Below are 20731 nucleotides of genomic sequence, written 5' to 3'. Positions count from 1 at the left end.
GTTCGCCCACACCGGGCCCGGTCCGCGTCCTAGCCTGCTCGAACGCACTGCCTGAGAGCCGCCTGAGAGACCGGGCGGCACGTCGTCGACGAGCGGACGGGACGCATGAGCGACGGGCACGACGCACGGACCGTGACCCTGCCGGCCACGCCGCGGGACGGCACCGCGGGGCCGGAGCCGCTGGTCAGCGTGGTCATCCCCACCCGCAACCGTGCCTCCATCCTTCCGCGGGCGCTCGGCGCAGCGCTCGGCCAGGTGCTCGACGTCCCGCAGTCGCTCGAGGTCGTGGTCGTCGACGACGGCTCGACCGACGACACCGCCCGGGTGCTCGCGGCGGTCGAGGACCCACGGCTGCGGGTGCTGCGGCGCCCGCGCGGCTCGGGGGTGTCCCGCGCCCGCAACGCGGGCACCCAGCTCGCCCGCGGGCGCTGGGTCGCCTGGATGGACGACGACGACGTGTGGTCGCCGACCAAGCTCAAGCTGCAGCTCGACGCGGTCCAGCGCACGCCCGGTGCCCGGTGGTGCAACGGGGGCGCGGTCATCGTCGACGGGAGCTTCCGCATCCTCTACACGCAGTTCTGCCCGTCGGCGGCCCCCGACCTGGGGCGGACGCTGCTGCGCCGCAACCACGTGACCGGCGGCGGGAGCGGCGTGCTCGCGGACCGCCGGCTCGTCCTCGACCTCGGAGGCTTCGACGAGGAGCTCTCCATCTTCGCCGACTGGCACATGTGGGTCCGGCTGGCGCTGGCCGCCCCGATCGCGGTGGTCGACGCGCCGCTGGTGACCTACGTCGACCACTCCGAGGGCATGTCCCACGACCGGCTCCGGCTCCTCGCCGAGCTGGAGGTGCTCCGTCCGAAGCTGCGCGCGCTCGGCCGTGCCGAGGGCGCGCAGGTCGAGATCGACGAGCAGCACCTGCTGCAGTGGATGCTGCGCCAGCAGGTCCGGGCCGGCCGCCGGCGGGACGCGGCCCTGCTCCACACCCAGCTGGTGCTCGCCGGCATCGTGCCGCTGCGGCACATGCTGCCCAGCACGGTCATCGGCATGGTCGCCCCCGGCTTCCGCCGGCGCCGCTGGGACCGCCGCGAGCAGACGCACACCGACCCGGAGTACGCCGCCGAGGCCGCGCCGTGGCTGCTGCCGCTGCAGCGCCAGGCCTCGCCCCGGCGGCAGCCGGCCACGGTCGGGGTCGAGGCGCCGTGACCGACCCGCTCGTCACGGTCGTCATGATCTTCCGCAACGCCGGCCAGTTCCTCGAGGACGCGGCGCAGAGCGTCCTCGCCCAGACGTACGAGCACGTCGAGCTGGTGCTCGTCGACGACGGGAGCACCGACGGCTCGGGACGGCACGCGCGCGACCTGGCCGCGCGCCACCCGCAGCGGGTGCGGGTGATCGAGCACCCGGGTGGGGCGAACCTCGGCATGAGCGCCTCGCGCAACGCCGGCGCCGCCGACGCGCGGGGTGAGCTGCTCGCCTTCCTGGACGCCGACGACGTGTGGGAGCCCGGGCACCTGACCGGGGAGGTGGCCCTGCTGCAGGCGGCCCCGGGAGCGCAGATGGTCTGCGGGCGGGCCGTGGTGTGGCACTCCTGGCGCCCGCCCGCTCCCGGTGAGCAGCGCCGGCGCGACGTGCCGACGCCGCTTCCTTTCGCGCCCGGGACAGTGGTCGACCCGCCCCAGCTGCTCGCCGCGCTCATGCGCCGGCCGGAGGTGCGCACGCCGATCTGCAGCCTGCTCGTCCGCACCGACGCCTTCCGGGCCGTCGGCGGCTCGGAGCCGGAGTTCCGCGGGATGTTCGAGGACCAGGTCCTGCTGGCCAAGCTCCAGCTGCGCCACCGGGCCGTGATCAGCGGTGCGCTCACGGCGCGCTACCGGCGCCACCCGGCGTCCGCCACCGCTGCCGCGGCGTCGGCGGGGGAGTACGAGCTGCGCCCCGGGACGGCGCGGGCGCGATTCCTGCAGTGGCTGCAGCGCCGGGTCGCGGACGAGGTCGGGCCGGGGGACCTGGCCGACGCCGTCGCGGCCGCGGCCGCGGCGGTGGGGCCACCGGCACGGGCAACCCGGGTCCGAACGGCCGTCCGGCAGCGGGTTCCCTCCCCGGTGCGGCAGCAGGCCCGCCGGGTCGTCCGCCCCCGCCGGCCCGGCCTGGTCCGGCTGGGCTCGCTGCGCTCCACCGAGCCGCTGAGCCGCTGGTTCGGCTACGACCGGGGCCGCTCCGGCGAGGCCGGCCAGCCGGTCGACCGGGTCTACATCGAGCGCTTCCTCGCCGAGTCCGCGCTCGACATCCGAGGCCGCGTCCTCGAGGTCGGCGACCCCTCCTACACCCGCCGGTTCGGCGGGGACCGGGTGCGCCGTGCCGACGTCCTGCACGTCGAGGCGGGCAACCCGGAGGCGACGTTCGTCGCCGACCTGACCGACGCCCCCGAGCTGCCCTCGGACGCCTTCGACTGCATCGTGCTGACGCAGACACTGCACCTCGTCTACGACATGCGGGCGGCCGTCCGCACCCTGCACCGGGTGCTCGCCCCGGGCGGCACGCTGCTGCTCACGGTGCCCGGGATCACCCCGCTGGCGGCGGACCGATGGGCGCAGGACTGGTGCTGGTCGCTGACGCCGGCAGCCGCCGAGCGGCTCGTGGGCGAGGTGTTCGGGGACGCGCTGGTCGAGGTGCGCGCCTGGGGCAACGTGCTGGCGGCCGTGGCGCAGATCGAGGGCATGGCCGCGTCGGAGCTCCGGGCCGAGCAGCTCGAGCCCGTCGACCCGCAGTACCCCGTCATCGTGGCGGTGCGGGCGTTCAAGGGGCCCGCCGCCGCAGCCGCGCCCGCCGCCGTGCTCGGGGCCGAGGGGCCGGCGGCGTGAGCGCGCCGTCCTGGGCCGCCCCGGCCGTGGGCCGGGCCGCGCGGGCAGCCGCGCTGGCCGCCCGGGCCGCGCGCAGCGCGAAACACCGCGCGTACGTCGGGCTCACGGCGGCCGAGCACGTGGTCGCGAGCGCGCGCTGGCGGGCCTCGCCCGGCTGCGTCGCCCTCACCTTCGACGACGGGCCGCACCCGGGGTCGACCGACCTCGTGCTCGACGTCCTCGGCGAGCTCGGGGTGCGGGCGACGTTCTTCTGCACCGGCGCCAACGCTCGGGCGCATCCGGGCCTGCTGCGGCGGATCGCCGCCGAGGGCCACGCGGTCGGCTCGCACAGCCGTACCCATCCGACCCCCAACGAGCTGGGAGCGCGCGTCCTCGCCGACGAGTACCTCGGCGGGCACGCGGAGGTCGAGCAGGCCCTCGGGGCGCCGGTGACGCTCTTCCGGCCCCCGCACGGGCAGCTCACGCCCGCCAGCTCGCTGCTCCTGCGCACCCGGCGCATGCCGCCCTGGCTCTGGACCGTCGACCCGCGCGACTGGGTGCCCGGCACGACGGCGGCCCACGTCGCCGCGGTCGGGTCGTCGGCCCGGTCCGGCGACGTGGTCCTGATGCACGACTGGGTGGAGCAGCCCGAGGCGCCGGAGGCCCTCGACCGGTCCGCGACCATCGCCGCGCTGCCCGCGATCGTCCGCTCGCTCCGCTCCGCGGGGCTGACCCTCGGAAGGCTGCCCGCGTGAACGTCCCGCTCGTCTCGGTCGTGATGATCTTCCTCGACCCGGGCAAGTTCTTCGACGAGGCCGTGCACAGCGTGCTCGACCAGACCTACCCGGCCGTCGAGCTGGTGCTCGTCGACGACGGCAGCACCGACGGGAGCTCGGCGGCCGCCCGGGCCTTCGCCGAGGAGTACCCCGGCCGCGTACGCGTCGTGGAGCACCCGGGGCACGTGAACCGCGGCATGAGCGCGGCCCGCAACCTGGGGGTCCGGGAGGCGCGAGGTGAGCTGGTCGCCTTCCTCGACGCCGACGACGTGTGGGAGCCCGGTCATCTGGCCGGCGACGTGGCGCTCCTGCAGGCGCACCCCGAGGCGGGCATGGTCTGCGGGCGCACGCTCCACTGGTGGGACGGAACCGGCGACGAGGACTTCCTGTCACCGTTGCCGTTCGCCCCGGGCAGCGTGCTGCCGCCGCCGCTGCTGCTGCGCAGCGTCCTGCGCTGGGGGGCCGTGAGCACCCCGATCTGCAACCTGCTCGTGCGGGCGGACGCGCTGCGGGAGGTCGGCGGGTCGGAGGAGAGCTTCCGCGGCGCCTACGAGGACCAGGTCCTGCTCTCCAAGCTCGAGCTGCACGTCACGGCGGTCGTCAGCGGCCAGGTGTCCTCTCGCTACCGCCAGCACGCCGGCTCGCACACGACGGCGGCCAACCCCCGGGCCGCGCAGATCGAGGCGACAGGGCGCGAGCAGTTCCTGCGATGGCTTTCCGGCTACGTCGCCGCGAGCCCGCACCGGGACGACGCGCAGCTGCGCGAGGCGCTCGACGCCGCCCTCGCTCCTGCCGCCGCCGGGCCGACCGTCGTCTCCCGGGTGCGCGGGGCGGGGCGCGCCGCCGTACGCCGCCTCCCACCGTCGGTCCCCCTGCAGCTGCGGCGCCTGGCCCGGCCCCGCCGTCCCGGGCTCGTACGCCTGGGCTCGCTCGCGTCCACCGAGCCGATCAGCCGTTCCTTCGGCTACGGGCGCGGGCTCCCCGTGGACCGGCACTACATCGAGGGCTTCCTCGCCGAGAACGCCGAGAACGTCCGCGGCCGTGTGCTCGAGGTCGGGGACCCGTCGTACACCCGGCGGTTCGGGGGCTCACGGGTGAGCCGCGCGGACGTGCTCAACGTCGACGCCTCCATGCCCGGGACGACGTTCGCGGCCGACCTCGCCGATGCCCCGGAGCTGCCCTCGGACACGTTCGACTGCATCGTCCTGACCCAGACCCTGCACCTGGTCTACGACATGGCGGCGGCCGTCCGCACGCTGCACCGCATCCTCCGCCCCGGCGGCACCGTGCTCGCGACCGTGCCGGGCATCAGCCCGGTCAGCGAGGACCGGTGGGCCGAGACGTGGTACTGGTCGCTCACGCCACGGTCCGCGCGGCTCCTGTTCGAGGAGGCGTTCGCCCCCGACCTCGTGGAGGTGCGCCACTGGGGCAACGTGCTCTCCGCGGTCGCCTTCGTCGAAGGGCTCGCGGCGCAGGAGCTGCGCCCGCACGAGCTGGCGACGGTCGACCCGCAGTACCCCGTCACCGTCGCGGTGCGCGCGTTCAAGCCGGCCTAGCTAGAGGTGCTCGTACGCCCAGCGGCGCAGCAGCCGCCGGCTCGCCAGCCCCGCGAAGCAGCGGTAGGTCTTCGACACCCAGGGGGCCAGGGCCACCGCGCCGAGCAGCAGCGGCACGGCACGCAGGCGGAGCCCGGCGTGCACGTGGAGATGGGCGAGGTCGCGCAGGACCATCGCCCGACGCTCGTGGTAGTCGCGCAGGCTGCGCCCCGTCGAACGGGGGTGGTAGCCGGCCAGCCGGTAGTCGCGCCGGTGCGCGAGCAGGTGCGCGAAGGCCTCGTCCCGGAGCTCCAGCGCGGTGGTGCGCTGCACCGCCGTGGACGTGCTCGTGATGCCGGCCGGGTTGTCGCGGTAGACGAACAGGCGCTCGGGCAGGTTGGCGATGCCGGCGACCCGCGAGACCCGGTTCCAGAGGTCCATGTCCTCCGCGGGAAGCCGCTCGGGGTCGTAGCCGCCCACCGCCCGGTAGACGTCCGCACGCACCATGACCGATCCGTGGGCGAACTGGTTGCCCACGACCTGCGCGACCTTGAGGTCGTCGGGGTGGGCGAGGAAGCCGGGCGCGTAGGACCGCCCGGTCGCGGTGTCGAGGACCGTGTAGTCGGTCCCCACTAGGGCGACGCCCGGATGGGCGTCGAGGAAGTCCACCTGCCGGCGCAGGCGTCCCGGCAGCGACACGTCGTCGGCGTCCATGCGGGCGAGGTAGGTCCCGCGCGCGAGCCCCGCCGCCTCGACCAGCGTCGGGACGAGGCCGCGGTTCTCCCGGGACAGCAGTCGGACCCGCGGGTCGTCGAAGGCCCTCAACGCGGCGAGCGTGCCGTCCGTCGAGCCGTCGTCGATGACGATGAGCTCGAAGTCGGTGAAGGACTGCCCGAGGACGCTCTGGACCGCCGCGCCCACGAAGCGCTCGGCGTTGTAGGCCGGCAGCAGCACGGAGACGACCGGCGGACGCCCGGTCACCGGAGCCGTACCCACCGGCGGGGAAGCAGGTCGCCGGTGTCGATCGAGGCGTCCCGGAACCACGTCCCCGGCGCCACGACGACGTGCGAGGGCTCGTCCTCGAGCCACGCGCCCCACCAGCTGAACGAGCTGTTGGCCAGGACGTGGTGCCGGCAGGCCGCCATGAGCCGCAGGTCCTCGAAGCCGCGCTCCGGCGGGTTGTGGTCGAGGTACGTCGTGGGCACGCCGAGGTCGAGGTTCTCCTTGCACCACGGGGGGTCGTCGGAGAAGACGTAGTAGTGCGCGTCCCCCACCGCGGCGGTGACGTGCTCCAGCGCGGCCGCGTAGTAGGCCGGGGAGCAGGTGCCGTGGTAGTCGTTCGTCGCCGGGCTGCTGACGTAGTCGCCCCGGCGCACGTGGACCGAGACCGCAGGCCGCGACCGGATCTCCGCCAGCAGTTGTGCGTTGCGGCCCGTGGGGGGCGAGGCGAAGGTGAGCTCGCGGCGCAGCGGGCCGGCCACGTCCGCGAAGTAGCGCTCGCTCTGCCAGTAGCCGTCGAGCAGAACCTCGTCGGGGGCGTCGAGCACGCTCGGGTCGAAGGCGAACGACGTCTCGCGCAGCACCCGGCGGCCGAGCCCGGCCCGGCGCCCCCACCGCGAGTGCCGCAGCGCGGCCAGCCGGTCGGGACGGGCCGTGAGGGCGAAGCAGCCGAGGGCGTACGTCCGCGGCGTGTCAGACCCCTGGGCCTCCTGGCTGGAGAACCAGCTGGTGTCGACCCGGAGGGGCACCCCGTGGTGCCGGGCCAGGCGGAAGCCGGCGGCGTACTGGAACATCTGGTTGCCGAGCCCGCCGACCAGCCGGGTCGCGATCATTCCGGCGCCGTCTCCGTCGCCGTCTCCGGGACCGGGGCGGAGTGGTAGTGGTGGAAGCTGAGCGTCTTGGCCCGTGGGCCGAGCCGTGCCAGCGCCTCCTGGACGCGGTCGGCCTCGGCCCGCGGCGCCGCCGCGTTGAACCAGTACGTGCGGAGCGCCTCCCGCGGCCGCGACCGGAGGAAGTAGTTGCCGTAGAGCTCGTACTCGGAGAAGCCGGAGGCGTCGTCGCGCACGACGGCGGCGAGGACCGCCTCGTACCACGGCAGCCCGCTCCTGGCCTCGAGGTCCGCGCGGAGCCGGCGCAGGACGTCGGCCTCGAAGAGCATGTGGTGGGCAACGAACGAGAGCCGCGAGGCCCGGCCGTGGCCGAGCAGCCGTTGCAGTGCCACGTCGTAGGCACGGTGGTACTCGTCGGAGGCGTCGAACACCGTCCGGTGCCCGGCGGTGAAGGCCTGCCGTCGGGCCGCCACGGTGTCGGCGTCCCACACCAGCACCCGGTCGTCGCCGGTGATCTCGTCCGCACGCAGCTTCACCAGTTGCTGCAGGAGCCACCCGGAGCGGTCGACGCCGTCCACGGTGTAGTCGATCCCGCTGCGGGGCAGCGGCGCCACGGCCTCCTCGTCGACGAGCATGCAGCCGTGCCGGCCGGCGAGCGCCCGGAGCCCGGAGGTGTCGTCGGTGACCAGATGGATGCCCTTGACCGGGTGTGCGAGGTTGGCGCGCAGGCTGGCGAGGACCGCGTCGAGGACGTCGACGTCCCGCCCCGCGGCGGGCACCAGGACGCTCAGCGGCCGGCCCGCGGGGACCTGTCGGCGCTGGTTGACGTCGGCCCCGAGCAGCGGCTTGCCCAGCTCCAGCCAGCCGAGCTCCAGTGCCCGGCGCGCCGTGAGGGCCGCACTGCCGGTCCGCGCCACGTCCAGCCGGGCGAAGTCGCGGTAACGGGTGTAGTGCCGTCGGGCCGCGGGGGGAGCGGCCCGGCGGGCGAGCCGGACGGGCCGGCTCGCCCGGGCCCGCTCGACGTGCCCGGGCAGCGAGCGGGCCCGGTAGAGCAGGGACCGGTCGTGCAACAGGGCGCCGGGCCGGTCGCGGGCGGGCAGCAGGCCCTTGTTGACGAAGACGGCGTCGGCGGCGAACTCGCCCATGGTGGTGAAGGCGTGCAGCAGGAAGCCGTTCGCGTTGAGGAAGCTCTTGACCTCCCCGAAGAGCGGCTGCCCCTCGTAGATGTCGAGGAACTCCACTTCGAGGTGGATGAGAGCCACGTCGCGGATGCGTGGGCCGAGCCCGCGCAGGGCGAGCAGCTCGGCCCCCTGGATGTCCATCCACATCAGGTCCACGCGGTCGATCCCCTGCGCGGCGAGGAAGGCCCGCAGGCTCGTCGTCGGCACCTCGATCTCGCGCTGGACGTACGTCTCGACCGGGTACTTCCCGCTGGCCCGGAACAGCGAGGACGCCCCGGGGTTGCCGTCCTCCCAGGTGGTCCGGGTCCGGTCGGGGTCGATGGGGAAGAAGGAGATCACGCCCTCGCGATCGGACACCGCCTGCTCGACGAGGTTGATCCGCGGGTTCCCTGCGACCTTGCGCCGGCACTCGGGCAGCGTGGCGGGGTTGCACTCGAAGGCATGGACCCGGGCCTGCGGCAGGGCGCGGGAGAAGGCCAGCGTCTCCTCGCAGTCGCGGGCCCCGAGCTCGAGGACGGTGCGGATGCGGTCGCGGCCGCCGAGGGCCCGCTCGGCGATCCGCAGGAAGGCCGCGAGCGACTGCTCCGTCACAGCGCGACCTTCCCCGGCGAGGACCACGTGGAGTCGGTGAAGTAGACGGCCTCTCGCTGGCTCAGGTGCAGCGGGCCGCGCCCGATGTCGGACACGGTGAAGAACAGCGCGCTCTCGACCACGTCGATGTGCCGGCTCTCCTTGCCCGGGTAGAGGATGCTGCAGTCGATCTTGTAGTCGCCCTCGGTCAGCGCGGTCGGCTCCACCTCGCACTCGATCTCGTTCACCCCGCGGCGGAGCAGGAACCCCTCCTCGCGGAACTCCGAGTGAAAGCGCAGCACCATCTGGCTGAGGTCGAACACCGCGAAGTGCAGGACGACGGGACGGTCGAAGTCGCGATCGGCCCTGACCTCGAACCGCACCCGCATGGGCTTGCCGGAGTCGACGGACTGCGCGCTCCCGGACACGAGGTCGACCCCGACGAAGCGGGCGTCGAGCGACAGGTCGTCGGGCCGCGGGCGGTCGGCCATCGGCAGCTCGGAGCTCATCTCCGCGTTGAGGGACGCGTACTCCATGACGGCGTCGTCGACCGGGCCGTCGAAGCGCACCCGGCCGCGGTGCAGGAGGACTCCCCTGTCGCAGAGGCTGCGCACGGTGGCCATGCTGTGGCTGACGAAGACGACCGTCCGGCCCTCGCGCGCGGCCTGGCTCATCCGCCCGAGGCTCTTCTTCTGGAACTGCGCGTCGCCCACGGCGAGCACCTCGTCGACGATGAGGATGTCCGGCTCGAGGTGCGCGGCGACACCGAACGCGAGCCGGACGTACATCCCGGAGGAGTAGAACTTCACCGGGGTGTCGAGGAACTGCTCGACCTCCGCGAAGTCGACGATCGCATCGAACTTCGCCCGGACCTCGCGCTGGGACATCCCGAGGATCGCGCCGTTGAAGAAGATGTTCTCGCGGCCGGTCAGCTCCGGGTGGAAGCCCGTCCCCACCTCCAGCAGGCTCGCGACGTTGCCGCGCAGCACCGCCCGTCCGGCCGTCGGCTCGACGATCCTGGAGAGGATCTTGAGCATCGTGGACTTGCCGGAGCCGTTGCGGCCGATGATGCCGACGACCTCGCCGGGCTGCACGTCGAGGTCGACCTCGCGCAGCGCCCAGAACTGCTCGTGCTCGACCCGGTCGCCGCGCAGCACGTCGACCGGCCGGCGGGCCAGCCGCAGCAGGGACTCGGCCATGGTGCCCGGCCCCGACCGCGCGGCCAGCTCGTGGTTGAGGCGGTAGACCTTGGACAGGCCCCGGATCTCGATGGCGGCTGTCATAGGTAGTCCGCGAACTCGCGTTCCCTGGACCGGAAGTACGCGAGGCCGGCCACGCAGGCCACTGCGGTGGTGAGCACGCCGAGCCAGATGAGCGCCGCGTTCACCTCGCCCTCGCCGAGAACCCACGCCCGGAACCCGTCGAGCACCCCGGTCATGGGGTTGAGGTAGAGCGCCCACTGGTAGCTGTCCGGGACGAGCGCGATGGGGTAGATGACCGGCGTGACGAAGAGCGCCGTCTGCACGAAGAACGGAAGGGCCTGCCTGACGTCGCGGTACTTCGCGTTGAGCGTCGCGAAGAGCAGGCCGAACCCGGTGGCGGCCGCCATCGTCAGCAGGATCGAGGGGATGAGGAAGAGCAGCCCCGCGACGCCCGGGGCGATCCCGTAGTAGGCCATCAGCGCCACCAGCAGCACGAAGGCCACCAGGAAGTCCACGAGGGCGACGATCGTGGAGGACACCACGGGGATCACCCGGGGGAAGTAGATCTTCGTGATGACCCCCTGGTTGTCGACCAGGGAGTTGCTCGCCCGCAGGAGCCCCGTGCTGAAGAGGTTCCAGTAGAGCAGGCCGCTGAACGAGAAGACGGTGTACGGCACGTCGCCGGACCCGATCCCGGCCACCTCGTGGAAGAAGAGCGTGAACACGAGCATGGTCGCCAGCGGCTGGAAGACCGCCCAGCCGACGCCCATCACCGACTGCTTGTAGCGGACCTTCAGGTCACGCCAGGCGAAGTAGTAGAAGAGCTCGCGGTACCTGTGCAGCTCGGCCCAGTCGATCCGGATGCGCTGCTTCGGCGAGATGACGGTCTCCTGCGTCATCGGCGCCCGCCCCGTCCGAGCCGATCGCGTGTTCGCGGGGCCATCGGGGCGCGGCACAGTGCCCCCCGAACCGCGCCCGGCTGCTCGCCCACGATCGAGACCCTAGCGGCGGCGCGGGCAGGTCGCGGCGGGTTTGCCCCACGTCGCGCAGGGCCGGCGAAGTGCTGGCCTCGGCCCGCCGGACTCGACAGACTGTGCCCATGACGGCAACCCAGGGCAGCGGCACGAGCATCGACGAGGTCGTGGCGCGGCTGCACACCATCGCCTCGACGCTGCCCGACGGGGACGGCGTCGACTGCTTCACCCGGATGTACCTCCAGGTGACCGAGCTCGTCCGGGACGAGCTGCGGAAGGGCTTCTTCCGTGACCCCGAGTTCATGGAACGCCTCGACGTCGTCTTCGCCGGGCTGTTCATCGAGGCGGTCGACGCACCCCGGGGGAAGTCCTTCCCCAAGGCGTGGGCGCCCCTGTTCGACGCCCGGGACCGCAACGGGGTCGAGCCCATCCAGTTCGCCCTCGCCGGGATGAACGCGCACATCAACGCCGACCTCCCGCTCGCGGTGGTCCAGACCTGCCGCCAGCTGGGCCGCTCCCCGCGCGAGGACGTGGTCGAGGAGGACTACGACCGCATCAACCAGCTGTTGGCGCGGGTCGAGGCCGACATCCGGCGCTCGTTCCTCGACGGCCTCGCGGCGGAGGTCGACCGCCGGGTCTCCCCGCTGGTCACGCTGGTGTGCAACTGGAGCATCGAGAAGGCGCGCGACGCGGCCTGGGCGCAGTCGCACATCCTGTGGGCGCTGCGCCACGTCCCGCCCATCCAGGACGACGCGGTCGGGGCGCTGCGCCGCACGGTCGGCATGGCCAGCTCGCTGCTGCTCGTCCCGGTCCAGCTCTGATCGCCTAGCGGGGGCCCGGCACCACCGGTCCGGCCGAGGCGGCCGCCGCGCGGCCGTCCACGACCTCCTCGAACAGCGCGGCGTACGCGTCGACGACGTCGCTCCACCGGTGCTGCTGCGTCCAGCGCTCGCGCCCGCGGGCGCCGAGCCGTCCGCGAAGCGCCGGGTCCGCCAGCAGCGTGCGCAGCCCGTCGGCCAGCCCCGCCTCGTCGGTCACGATCCCGGCGTCGGCGTAGTCGCGCGCGTTGCCGGCCGACGTCGTCACGAACGGCAGGCCGGCGGCCATCGCCTCGATGAGCACGAGGGGAGCGCACTCGATCCGCGAGCCGAACAGGAACACGTCCGCGTCCTTGTAGAGCTGCACGACCTCGGCGCGCGGGACGCCCTCGGCGAGGGTGACCCGCCGGTCGCGCAGCGCGGCCCATCGGCAGCGCGCCCACTCGCCGAGCTCGCTGCGCTGCGGGGACCGGTTGCCCACGATGACCAGGCGGTCGCGCGGGCCCGCGGACCGGCGGAAAGCGTCCAGCACGGCGTCGTGGCCCTTGTCCGGCAGGTGGTTCGCGACGCACAGGACGAGCCGCCCGCCGTCCGGCCGCCCGGTGCGGGCCGGTGCCTCTGCGAACTCCTCGTCCGAGGCGGCGTTGGGGATGAGGCGCATCCGGCTCCCCAGGCCGGCACGCTCGTCGTTCTCCCAGTCCTGGTAGGCCTTCGACATGTAGACCAGCGCGTCCGCCCGGGCGAGCTGCGCCGGCAGGCGGCCGAAGTAGGTGGCGTAGTCGGGCACGTCGAGGCCCGAGTAGCCGCACGGGACCACGACCGTCGCGGCCGGGATCGCGTCCAGCACCGGGAGCGCGAGGTCGGTGGACCAGATCTGCGCCGCGTAGAAGAGCCAGACGTCGCGGTCGGTCGCGCGGAGGAACTCCTGGTAGGCGACGCCGTCGCCGCTCACCCCGTAGACGGTGTTGCCACGCAGGGCGAACTCGTGCACCGGCACGACCATCCGGGCCGCGTCCCGGCGCGGGTCGGCGCCCGTCGCCACGACCACGTCGTGGCCGCGGTCGCGCAGGCCCGTGGCGAGCCGCTTGACGACCTCTTCGGAGCCCCCCACCTGGGGGTCGAAGTGGCCGACGGCCAGGCCGATCCTCACCTCGTCGTCCCTCCGCTGCGGGGCGTGCGCCGACGGCACGACCCTAGGCCTCGGCCCGGGTGCGTGGGCCGGGTTCCTCAGATGCGGGTGGCGACGTAGCGGCGGCCGCGCTCGGGCGCCAGGGCCAGCAGGACCGCGGCCTTGGCGTGCCGGCGGTGGGGGAAGTACCACGCCGCAGCCGTCGCGGCGAGCGCGGCGCGGCGCGGCGCGGCGGGCGCCAGCCGGCGTACCCGGTGGATCGCCCGGTCGCCGCGCAGCACCCGGAGCCCCTCCCGGGCGGCCCGCGACAGGGCCCGGTCGTGCCGGACCTGCCGGCGCCGGCGGCGCAGCAGCCGGATCTCGTCCGCCTTCATCCGCTCCACGCGGCTGCTGAGGGAGGCGTGCCCGCGCCGGTACCCGCTGAGCACCCGGGGGACGAGCGCCACCGAGCCCCCGGCCAGCAGCAGGGCCTGCCACAACGCCCAGTCCTCGGCCACACCCACGCCCGCCGCCGAGTAGCCGCCGACCTGCAGCAGCGCGTCCCGCCGGACCGCCGCCGTGGTCAGCACGAAGTTGTAGCGCAGGATCTGGGCCGCCTGGTCCTCGTGGGGGAACGGCAGTTCCTGGTAGTAGGTCAGCTCGGCCCGCTCGTCGCCGCAGAACACGAAGGCGTCGGTGACGGCGACGGTCGCGCCGGCGTCCAGGGCCGCGCAGACGGCCGCGGCCCACCCGGGCAGCAGGACGTCGTCGGCGTCGAGGAATGCGACGTACGCGGTGGCCGCGGCCCGCGCCCCCGCGTCGCGCGCCGCCCCCGGCCCGGCGTTCGCCTGCCGCAGGAGGCGTGCCCGCGGGTCGCCGATGCCTGCCACCACGGCGGCGGTGCGGTCGGCCGAGCCGTCGTCGACGACGACGACGGACACGTCGACGCTCTCCTGCGCGAGCGCGGAGCGGACGCTCTGCTCGACGTACGCCTCGGCGTCGAACGCGGGGATCACGACGGTGAGCGCGGGGCGCGGCAGGGCGGCGTCGCCGGGGAACATGGAGCCATGCTCCCGCCCGCGCAGGGCGCGCGGCAGCTGTTCGCGGGCGTCGGGCTCAGTCGAGCGCCGCGACGACCTCCGGCTCGTGCCGGACGGGGAACGCGACCGAGTTGGCGAGGAAGCACATGCGCGCCGCGTCGGCGTGCAGCGCGAGCGCAGCCTCCACCTGCGCCGGCTGCGCGACGGTCACCCGCGGGCGGAGGACGACCTCCGTGAACCGCCCCGACCCGTCGTCGCCCAGCTGCATCGTCCCGCCCGCGTCGTCGACGTAGCCCGCGACGACGACCCCCGCGTCGGCGCAGAGGTGCAGGTACCACAGCAGGTGGCACTGGGACAGCGAAGCGACGAAGAGGTCTTCGGGGGACCAGCGGGCGGGGTCGCCGCGGAAGGCGGGGTCGGACGAGGCCGCGACGGGGCTCTTGCCGTCCGCCGAGAGCTCCATGTCCCTGCTGTACGCCCGGTATCCCGAGGTCCCGGTGCCCAGGTCGCCCTGCCAGGTCACCCGGACTTCGTAGGAGTGCGTGTCGGCCACGAGGGCATCGTGGCAGCCGCGGCGGGACGGCCGCTCGCTCGTTCCTGCGTCGCCGAGGCGGCGGCCAGCTCCTCCCGGGTGGGGCAGAAGCCCGCGGCGGGGCCGGGGAAGCCCGGGGGAGCAGCGGGCGAGGTCGTCGACACGGCCGGGCTCACGTTGCTGTAGTACCAGGGCCCGGACCCGGGGGCGAGGACGTTGCCGGCGACGGTGCAGTACCACTCGGGCCTACCGGTGGACACGGTCGCGTTCTCGTGCGCCTCGTCCCACGTGACCGTCGCGCCCCCGCCGGGGCCGGAGGAGCGCTCATCCGCCGGGTGCCCGTGCTGACCGGCTCGGGCGGGCCCCGCCCCGAGGAGTACGCGTCGCCGCCGGTCCAGCCGGCCATCGGGTTGCTCGCGTAGGACATGTAGCCGGAGCCGGTGTGGGTGATCGTGCGGCGCCCCACGCGGCGGAGGCCGTGCGGGAGGCGTCCTGGCGCCCCCGTCGTGCCACCCCGTCGGCAGCCGCAGGCCGCTCCCGAGCCGACCGCCGGCGCGCGGGCCGCTGCCGGCCTCGGTAGCGTCGGGCCATGCCGAAGCCCCCGCTGCCCGCCACCGTCCTCGAGCTGCTGCGCAAGCCCAACCCCGCCGTCGTGACGACGCTGCGCCCCGACGGGCAGCCGGTCTCCGTCGCCACCTGGTACCTGTTGCAGGAGGGGGACGAGGGCGCCGAGCTGCTGGTCAACATGGACGAGGGGCGCAAGCGCCTGGACTACCTGCGCGGCGACCCCCGGGTCAGCCTCACCGTGCTCGACTCCGCCGACTGGTACACCCACGTCAGCATCCAGGGCCGGGTCGTGCAGATGTACGACGACGCCGGGCTCACGGACATCGACCGGCTCTCGACGCACTACACCGGAGCGGCGTACCCGACGCGGGACCGGGGCCGGGTGAGCGCCCGCATCCGGATCGAGCGGTGGCACGGCTGGGGCGCCGCGGAGAACACCGACGTCGAGCACGGCTGAACGGGTGGCCCGCGCCCCGACGGGGGCGGGCAGGAGAGCGGGTGACGGGAATCGAACCCGCATGGCCAGCTTGGAAGGCTGGAGCTCTACCATTGAGCTACACCCGCAGCGGGGACGGCTCGCGGAGCCGGCGTCGTCCGACGCGCGGCGCCGCGGGAGCGCAGCCCCTGCACGGGACAGCATGCCCCATGAGCTGGGCGGCCGGTGCACGAGCCCCGGCCGCGGGACGGGAGCGGCGCGCGACGAGCACCCGAGCGGCACCCGGGCAGCACCGGCACCGGGGAGGGCGCGGACCGGAGCGCGGGACCTGTGCACCCCCGGAAGGCCCTACACTGCCATGCGCGCCGCGGGGCGTAGCGTAGTGGCTAGCGCGCCTGCTTTGGGGGCAGGAGATCGGGAGTTCGACTCTCCCCGCCCCGACTTCGCCGCTCCGCCCGGCTCCGGTCCTCCGGACGCCGTGCCGGAGCGGCTCGGCCGTGCGCACCAGCCGCGACACCCGAACCCCGCGAGGAGAGCCCAGCAGTGAAGACCGACGTCGAGACCCTCAGCCCGACGCGGGTCAAGCTCACCGTCGAGGTCGGTTTCGACGAGCTGAAGCCCAGCCTGGACTCGGCGTACAAGAAGATCGCCGGCCAGGTGACGATCCCCGGCTTCCGTCGCGGCAAGATCCCCGCGCGGATCATCGACCAGCGCTTCGGCCGCGCCACCGTGCTGGAGGAGGCCGTCAACGAGGCACTGCCGAAGTTCTACGGGCAGGCGGTCCAGGAGAGCGGCACGCAGGTCCTCGGCCAGCCCGAGGTCGACGTGACCGAGTTCGCCGACGGCCAGCCGCTCAAGTTCACCGCCGAGGTCGACGTGCGGCCCGAGGTCGAGCTGCCCGACCTCGCCGGCGTGCAGGCGACGGTGGACGCGGTCACGGTCTCCGACGAGGAGGTCGAGGAGCAGCTCACGAGCCTGCGCGAGCGCTTCGGCTCGCTGCGCGGCGTCGAGCGCGCCGCCCAGCAGGGCGACTTCGTCTCCATCGACCTGTCCGCCGCGATCGGTGGCGAGGACGTGCCCGAGCTCGAGACCAAGGGCCAGTCCTACGAGGTCGGCAGCGGCATGCTCGAGGGCCTCGACGAGGCGATCGTCGGCCTGTCCGAGGGTGAGTCGCGCGCGTTCACGACCACGCTGGCCGGCGGCCCCCACGCGGGCGAGGACGCCGAGGTCACCGTGACGGTCGCCTCGGTCAAGGAGCGCGACCTGCCCGAGGCCGACGACGACTTCGCCCAGATGGCCAGTGAGTTCGACACGCTCGAGGAGCTGCGCGGCGACGTGCGCACCCGGCTGGAGCGCTCGAAGAGGCTCGAGCAGGGTGTCCAGGCCCGCGACAAGGTGCTGGAGGCGCTCCTCGAGCAGATCGAGCTCCCGCTGCCGGAGAGCGTGGTCAAGGCCGAGGTGGACGCCCGGATGCACGACCTGAGCCACCAGCTCGAGGCCGCCGGCATGACCAAGGAGCAGTTCCTCACCTCCGAGGAGCGCGAGGAGGCCGACTTCGACAGCGAGGTCGAGCAGCGCGCCCGCGAGGCCGTGAAGGCCCAGTTCGTGCTGGACGCCATCGCGACGCGCGACCAGCTCGGCGTCTCGCAGGAGGAGCTCAGCGAGCACCTCGTCCGCCGGGCGCAGCAGTACGGCATGGCCCCCGAGCAGTTCGCGCAGCAGCTCATGCAGAACGGCCAGGTGCCGCTGCTCGTGAGCGAGGTCGTCCGCGGCAAGGCGCTCGCGGCGCTGCTTTCGGCCGCGACCATCACGGACACCGAGGGCCAGCCGGTCGACCTGGAGGACCTGCGGCCGGCCACGCCGTCGGCCGCGGAGATGGCGGCGCTCATGGCGCAGAACGGCGCCGACGGCGAGAACCCCGACCAGCACGGCCGCACGCCCGACCACGAGCACTACGGGCACAGCCACGCCTGACCGGCGTCAGCACGCCCAGCGCCCCCGGCCGATGCCTCTGCCGGGGGCGCTTCGCGTTGCGCACGAGTGCGGGCCCGGCGATTTCCGGAGCCGGTTCGCCCGGTATATGTAGCGGCCGTGCACCCTCCATAAGCCGCTGGCGAACAACGCCTGAGCCGGGGACGAGCAGGGCCCCGGCCACGGTTAGTGTCGGTGCCGGTAGAGAAGATCCCCGGTCGGCGGCGACAGCCGTTCGAATTCAGTGCGAGGGAGCCGCAGTGACCGCAGCAATGACCCCAGGCGGGCAGGGCAGCCCGCTCGTCGTGCCCGGCATCGTGCACGCCGCGATGGCCGCCACGTCCCCCTACGCCAGCACCTCCGCTCCCGAGGCCGGGCTCGACGCCCGCGTCTACGACCGGCTGCTGCGCGAGCGCATCATCGTGCTCGGCTCGGTGGTCGAGGACTCCAACGCGAACGCGATCGTCGCGCAGATGCTCCTCCTCGCCGCGGAGGACCCGCACCGCGACATCACGCTCTACATCAACTCGCCCGGCGGCTCGGTCTCCGCGGGCATGGCGATCTACGACACCATGCAGTACGTCGAGAACGACGTCGCCACCGTCGCGATGGGCCTCGCCGCCTCGATGGGCCAGTTCCTGCTCTGCGCCGGCGCGCCGGGCAAGCGCTACGCCACGCCCCACGCCCGCGTGATGATGCACCAGCCGTCCGGCGGCTTCGGCGGGACGGCCTCGGACATCAAGATCCAGGCCGAGCAGATGCTGCACACCAAGCGCCAGATGGCCGAGCTGATCGCGTCCCACACGGGGCAGCCGGTGGAGACCATCGAGCGCGACTCCGACCGCGACCGGTGGTTCACCGCGGAGGAGGCCAAGGAGTACGGCTTCGTCGACCACGTCGTCCGGCACGCCCGCCAGGTGGGCACCGACGACGGCCCGACGGCCTGAGCCCCCACCCCGCGACCGAGGAAGAACTCAGATGAGTGACCTGTACACGCCCTCCGGCCGCTACGTCCTGCCCCAGATCGAGGAGCGGACGTCCTACGGCTGGAAGCGGCTCGACCCCTACACCAAGCTGTTCGAGGAGCGCATCATCTTCCTCGGGCAGGCGATCGACGACACCGTCGCCAACGACGTGATGAGCCAGCTGCTGGTGCTCGAGTCGGCCGACCCCGACCGCGACATCATGATCTACATCAACTCCCCGGGCGGCTCGTTCACCGCGCTGACGGCGATCTACGACACGATGACGTTCATCAAGCCCGACGTGCAGACGACCTGCCTCGGGCAGGCGGCCAGCGCCGCGGCCGTGCTGCTCGCGGCCGGCGCGCCCGGCAAGCGCTACGCGCTCGCCAACAGCCGCATCCTCATCCACCAGCCCTACAGCGAGGGCGGCGGCCAGGGCTCGGACATCGAGATCCAGGCCCGCGAGATCCTGCGGATGCGCGAGTGGCTCGAGGAGACGCTGGCCAAGCACGGCAACCGCGGCATCGAGGAGATCCGCAAGGACATCGAGCGCGACAAGATCCTGACCCCCGGTGAGGCGCTCGAGTACGGCCTGATCGACCAGGTCCTGACGACCCGCGCCTGAGCCGGACCGGCACGGCCGCCGTCCCGCGCCCGCTCCGCGGGCCGGGCGGCGCCGTCCGACCGGCACAATGCGCTTGTGGGGGGCTTTGTCCCTCTGGAAGGCTCAGGTCACGACGGCGGGGGCCGACAAGGTGGGCCAGCGGGGCGCGGCCGGCTGCGCGGCGCGTGGGGCCCGCTGCGGCGACGGGGCGTGCCCACGGCTCGCTGGCGGGCCCACCGTCGCGGCGACAGGCACGACGCGCGACGGCTCCGCCCAGGTCCGCCCACAACGGGCCTTCAACGGGGTACCGTCGGGAGGCACGGCCCCGGACGCTTCCGGCACCTGCCGGGGGAGCGGCCCGGGCAGCCCGGGACGCTGATGCCGGGAGTACTCGGCTCCGGGCGCGACGAGAGGGAGAGCACCGCGTGGCACGCATCGGCGACGGCGGCGACCTGCTCAAGTGCTCTTTCTGCGGGAAGAGCCAGAAGCAGGTGAAGAAGCTCATCGCCGGGCCCGGCGTCTACATCTGCGACGAGTGCATCGACCTGTGCAACGAGATCATCGAGGAGGAGCTCTCCGAGAGCTCCGAGCTCAGCTGGGACGAGCTGCCCAAGCCGCGCGAGATCTTCGAGTACCTCGACCAGTACGTCATCGGCCAGGACACCGCCAAGAAGGCGCTGTCGGTCGCGGTCTACAACCACTACAAGCGCGTGCAGGCCGGTGAGAGCGCCAGCGGCAAGCACGGCCGGGACGACGCGGTCGAGCTGGCCAAGTCCAACATCCTGCTGCTCGGCCCCACCGGCTGCGGCAAGACGCTGCTGGCCCAGACGCTGGCGCGCATGCTGAACGTCCCGTTCGCGATCGCGGACGCCACGGCGCTGACCGAGGCCGGCTACGTCGGCGAGGACGTCGAGAACATCCTGCTCAAGCTCATCCAGGCCGCTGACTACGACGTCAAGAAGGCCGAGACGGGCATCATCTACATCGACGAGATCGACAAGATCGCCCGCAAGAGCGAGAACCCTTCGATCACCCGTGACGTCTCCGGTGAGGGCGTGCAGCAGGCGCTGCTGAAGATCCTCGAGGGCACGACCGCCTCGGTGCCTCCCCAGGGCGGCCGCAAGCACCCCCACCAGGAGTTCATCCAGATCGACACGACGAACGTGCTGTTCATCGTGGGCGGGGCGTTCGCCGGGCTGGAGCGGATCATCGAGTCGCGCGCCGGCAAGAAGGGCCTGGGGTTCGGCGCCCAGCTGCGCAGCAACACCGAGATCGACCGGCAGGACTCGTTCGGCGAGGTCATGCCCGAGGACCTGCTCAAGTTCGGCATGATCCCCGAGTTCATCGGCCGCCTCCCGGTCCTCACCAGCGTGCACAACCTCGACCAGGAAGCGCTCATGCGCATCCTGACCGAGCCGCGCAACGCCCTGCTCAAGCAGTACCGCAAGCTCTTCGAGCTCGACGGGGTCGAGCTCGAGTTCACCGAGGACGCCCTCAGCGCGGTCGCGGACCAGGCGATCCTGCGTGGCACCGGCGCCCGTGGGCTGCGGGCGATCATGGAAGAGGTCCTGCAGTCGGTGATGTACGACGTGCCGAGCCGCAAGGACGTCGCCAAGGTCGTCATCGACCGCGACGTCGTGCTCTCCCACGTCAACCCGACCCTGGTGCCCCGCGACTCGGCCCCCACCCCGAAGCGCGAGCGGCGCGAGAAGAGCGCCTGACCGCGGCGTACCCGGTCCGCGTCCTCCCGCCGAGAACCGGTTGGGGCAAGGCGCCGTCGGCTCCC

At 73.4% G+C, this 20731-nt stretch carries 20 protein-coding genes and 2 tRNA genes; 12 read left to right on the top strand and 10 right to left on the bottom strand.

The genetic code is table 11. The annotated features are described in order from the left end of the window. Positions 1-105 precede the first annotated feature (105 nt). The 4 genes from G9H72_RS07695 to G9H72_RS07680 are packed head-to-tail and all read left to right on the top strand — an operon-like array spanning position 106 to position 5169. The gene (locus G9H72_RS07695; RefSeq protein WP_166169516.1) at positions 106-1203 is read left to right on the top strand and encodes a glycosyltransferase family 2 protein; all 1098 of its coding nucleotides are present in this window, start codon (positions 106-108) and stop codon (positions 1201-1203) included. Next, positions 1200-2858: a glycosyltransferase gene (locus G9H72_RS07690; RefSeq protein ID WP_166169514.1), complete on the top strand. Its 1659-nt coding sequence runs from the start codon at positions 1200-1202 to the stop codon at positions 2856-2858. The genes G9H72_RS07695 and G9H72_RS07690 overlap by 4 nt, the downstream gene beginning before the upstream one ends. Further along, a complete protein-coding gene (locus G9H72_RS07685) occupies positions 2855-3592 on the top strand; it encodes a polysaccharide deacetylase family protein (protein ID WP_166169512.1) in 738 nt (245 codons plus the stop codon). The genes G9H72_RS07690 and G9H72_RS07685 overlap by 4 nt, the downstream gene beginning before the upstream one ends. Beyond that, the gene (locus G9H72_RS07680) at positions 3589-5169 is read left to right on the top strand and encodes a glycosyltransferase (protein WP_166169510.1); all 1581 of its coding nucleotides are present in this window, start codon (positions 3589-3591) and stop codon (positions 5167-5169) included. The genes G9H72_RS07685 and G9H72_RS07680 overlap by 4 nt, the downstream gene beginning before the upstream one ends. On the opposite strand, the gene G9H72_RS07675 is transcribed toward G9H72_RS07680, so the two are convergent. From G9H72_RS07675 to G9H72_RS07655, 5 genes are read right to left on the bottom strand one after another with little or no spacing between them, the layout of a single operon-like run. Beyond that, entirely contained in the window at positions 5170-6129 is a 960-nt protein-coding gene (locus tag G9H72_RS07675) for a glycosyltransferase family 2 protein (RefSeq protein WP_166169508.1), read from the bottom strand. It abuts the gene before it with no gap. Beyond that, the gene (locus tag G9H72_RS07670) at positions 6126-6980 is read right to left on the bottom strand and encodes an alpha-1,2-fucosyltransferase (protein WP_166169506.1); all 855 of its coding nucleotides are present in this window, start codon (positions 6978-6980) and stop codon (positions 6126-6128) included. The genes G9H72_RS07675 and G9H72_RS07670 overlap by 4 nt, the downstream gene beginning before the upstream one ends. Further along, a complete protein-coding gene (locus tag G9H72_RS07665; protein WP_166169504.1) occupies positions 6977-8749 on the bottom strand; it encodes an FkbM family methyltransferase in 1773 nt (590 codons plus the stop codon). Before G9H72_RS07665 ends, G9H72_RS07670 begins: the two co-directional genes overlap by 4 nt. Further along, on the bottom strand, positions 8746-10011 hold the full coding sequence (locus G9H72_RS07660) for an ABC transporter ATP-binding protein (protein WP_166169502.1): 1266 nt from the start codon (positions 10009-10011) through the stop codon (positions 8746-8748). The genes G9H72_RS07665 and G9H72_RS07660 overlap by 4 nt, the downstream gene beginning before the upstream one ends. After that, positions 10008-10829 carry an ABC transporter permease gene (locus G9H72_RS07655; RefSeq protein WP_166169500.1) on the bottom strand — a complete coding sequence of 274 codons (822 nt, stop codon included), beginning with the start codon at positions 10827-10829 and terminating at the stop codon, positions 10008-10010. The genes G9H72_RS07660 and G9H72_RS07655 overlap by 4 nt, the downstream gene beginning before the upstream one ends. A 200-nt stretch (positions 10830-11029) precedes the next feature. Here G9H72_RS07655 and G9H72_RS07650 point away from each other — a divergent pair, with 200 nt between their 5' ends. Next, positions 11030-11725, top strand: a complete 696-nt coding sequence (locus G9H72_RS07650; protein ID WP_166169498.1) for a DUF5995 family protein — start codon at positions 11030-11032, stop codon at positions 11723-11725. A gap of 4 nt (positions 11726-11729) precedes the next feature. On the opposite strand, the gene G9H72_RS22875 is transcribed toward G9H72_RS07650, so the two are convergent. From G9H72_RS22875 to G9H72_RS07630, 4 genes are all read right to left on the bottom strand, one after another. Further along, entirely contained in the window at positions 11730-12872 is a 1143-nt protein-coding gene (locus G9H72_RS22875) for a glycosyltransferase family 4 protein (protein WP_166169496.1), read from the bottom strand. Between the two features lie 77 nt (positions 12873-12949). Beyond that, the gene (locus G9H72_RS07640; protein WP_166169494.1) at positions 12950-13891 is read right to left on the bottom strand and encodes a glycosyltransferase; all 942 of its coding nucleotides are present in this window, start codon (positions 13889-13891) and stop codon (positions 12950-12952) included. A 55-nt stretch (positions 13892-13946) separates the two neighbouring features. Then, the gene (locus G9H72_RS07635; protein ID WP_331272083.1) at positions 13947-14423 is read right to left on the bottom strand and encodes an OsmC family protein; all 477 of its coding nucleotides are present in this window, start codon (positions 14421-14423) and stop codon (positions 13947-13949) included. Further along, on the bottom strand, positions 14390-14662 hold the full coding sequence (locus G9H72_RS07630; RefSeq protein ID WP_166169492.1) for a hypothetical protein: 273 nt from the start codon (positions 14660-14662) through the stop codon (positions 14390-14392). The genes G9H72_RS07635 and G9H72_RS07630 overlap by 34 nt, the downstream gene beginning before the upstream one ends. Before the next feature lie 12 nt (positions 14663-14674). Between G9H72_RS07630 and G9H72_RS07625 the strand changes: the two genes are divergently transcribed. Both G9H72_RS07625 and G9H72_RS07620 read left to right on the top strand, forming a co-directional pair. Beyond that, entirely contained in the window at positions 14675-14824 is a 150-nt protein-coding gene (locus tag G9H72_RS07625; RefSeq protein WP_166169490.1) for a hypothetical protein, read from the top strand. Positions 14825-14991: 167 nt separating this feature from the next. Further along, the gene (locus G9H72_RS07620; RefSeq protein ID WP_166169488.1) at positions 14992-15426 is read left to right on the top strand and encodes a PPOX class F420-dependent oxidoreductase; all 435 of its coding nucleotides are present in this window, start codon (positions 14992-14994) and stop codon (positions 15424-15426) included. Positions 15427-15462: 36 nt separating this feature from the next. On the opposite strand, the gene G9H72_RS07615 is transcribed toward G9H72_RS07620, so the two are convergent. Continuing rightward, a tRNA-Gly gene (locus tag G9H72_RS07615) sits at positions 15463-15533 on the bottom strand. A 240-nt stretch (positions 15534-15773) separates the two neighbouring features. Here G9H72_RS07615 and G9H72_RS07610 point away from each other — a divergent pair. The 5 genes from G9H72_RS07610 (at position 15774) to clpX (ending at position 20666) form a co-directional block, all read left to right on the top strand. Further along, positions 15774-15846: transfer RNA gene (locus G9H72_RS07610), tRNA-Pro, on the top strand. A gap of 102 nt (positions 15847-15948) precedes the next feature. Beyond that, a complete protein-coding gene (tig, locus tag G9H72_RS07605; protein WP_166169486.1) occupies positions 15949-17379 on the top strand; it encodes a trigger factor in 1431 nt (476 codons plus the stop codon). Positions 17380-17705: 326 nt separating this feature from the next. After that, the gene (locus G9H72_RS07600) at positions 17706-18323 is read left to right on the top strand and encodes a ClpP family protease (RefSeq protein WP_166169948.1); all 618 of its coding nucleotides are present in this window, start codon (positions 17706-17708) and stop codon (positions 18321-18323) included. A 31-nt stretch (positions 18324-18354) separates the two neighbouring features. Next, on the top strand, positions 18355-18966 hold the full coding sequence (locus G9H72_RS07595; RefSeq protein WP_166169484.1) for an ATP-dependent Clp protease proteolytic subunit: 612 nt from the start codon (positions 18355-18357) through the stop codon (positions 18964-18966). 404 nt (positions 18967-19370) lie between these two features. Next, complete coding sequence (gene clpX, locus G9H72_RS07590) at positions 19371-20666, top strand: ATP-dependent Clp protease ATP-binding subunit ClpX (protein WP_166169482.1); 1296 nt, start codon at positions 19371-19373, stop codon at positions 20664-20666. Positions 20667-20731 lie beyond the last annotated feature (65 nt).

The sequence above is a fragment of the Motilibacter aurantiacus genome (genome assembly GCF_011250645.1).
GTDB lineage: Bacteria > Actinomycetota > Actinomycetes > Motilibacterales > Motilibacteraceae > Motilibacter_A > Motilibacter_A aurantiacus.
Note: the sequence above shows the minus strand (reverse complement) of the source record. Positions and strands in the feature narration are given on the sequence as shown.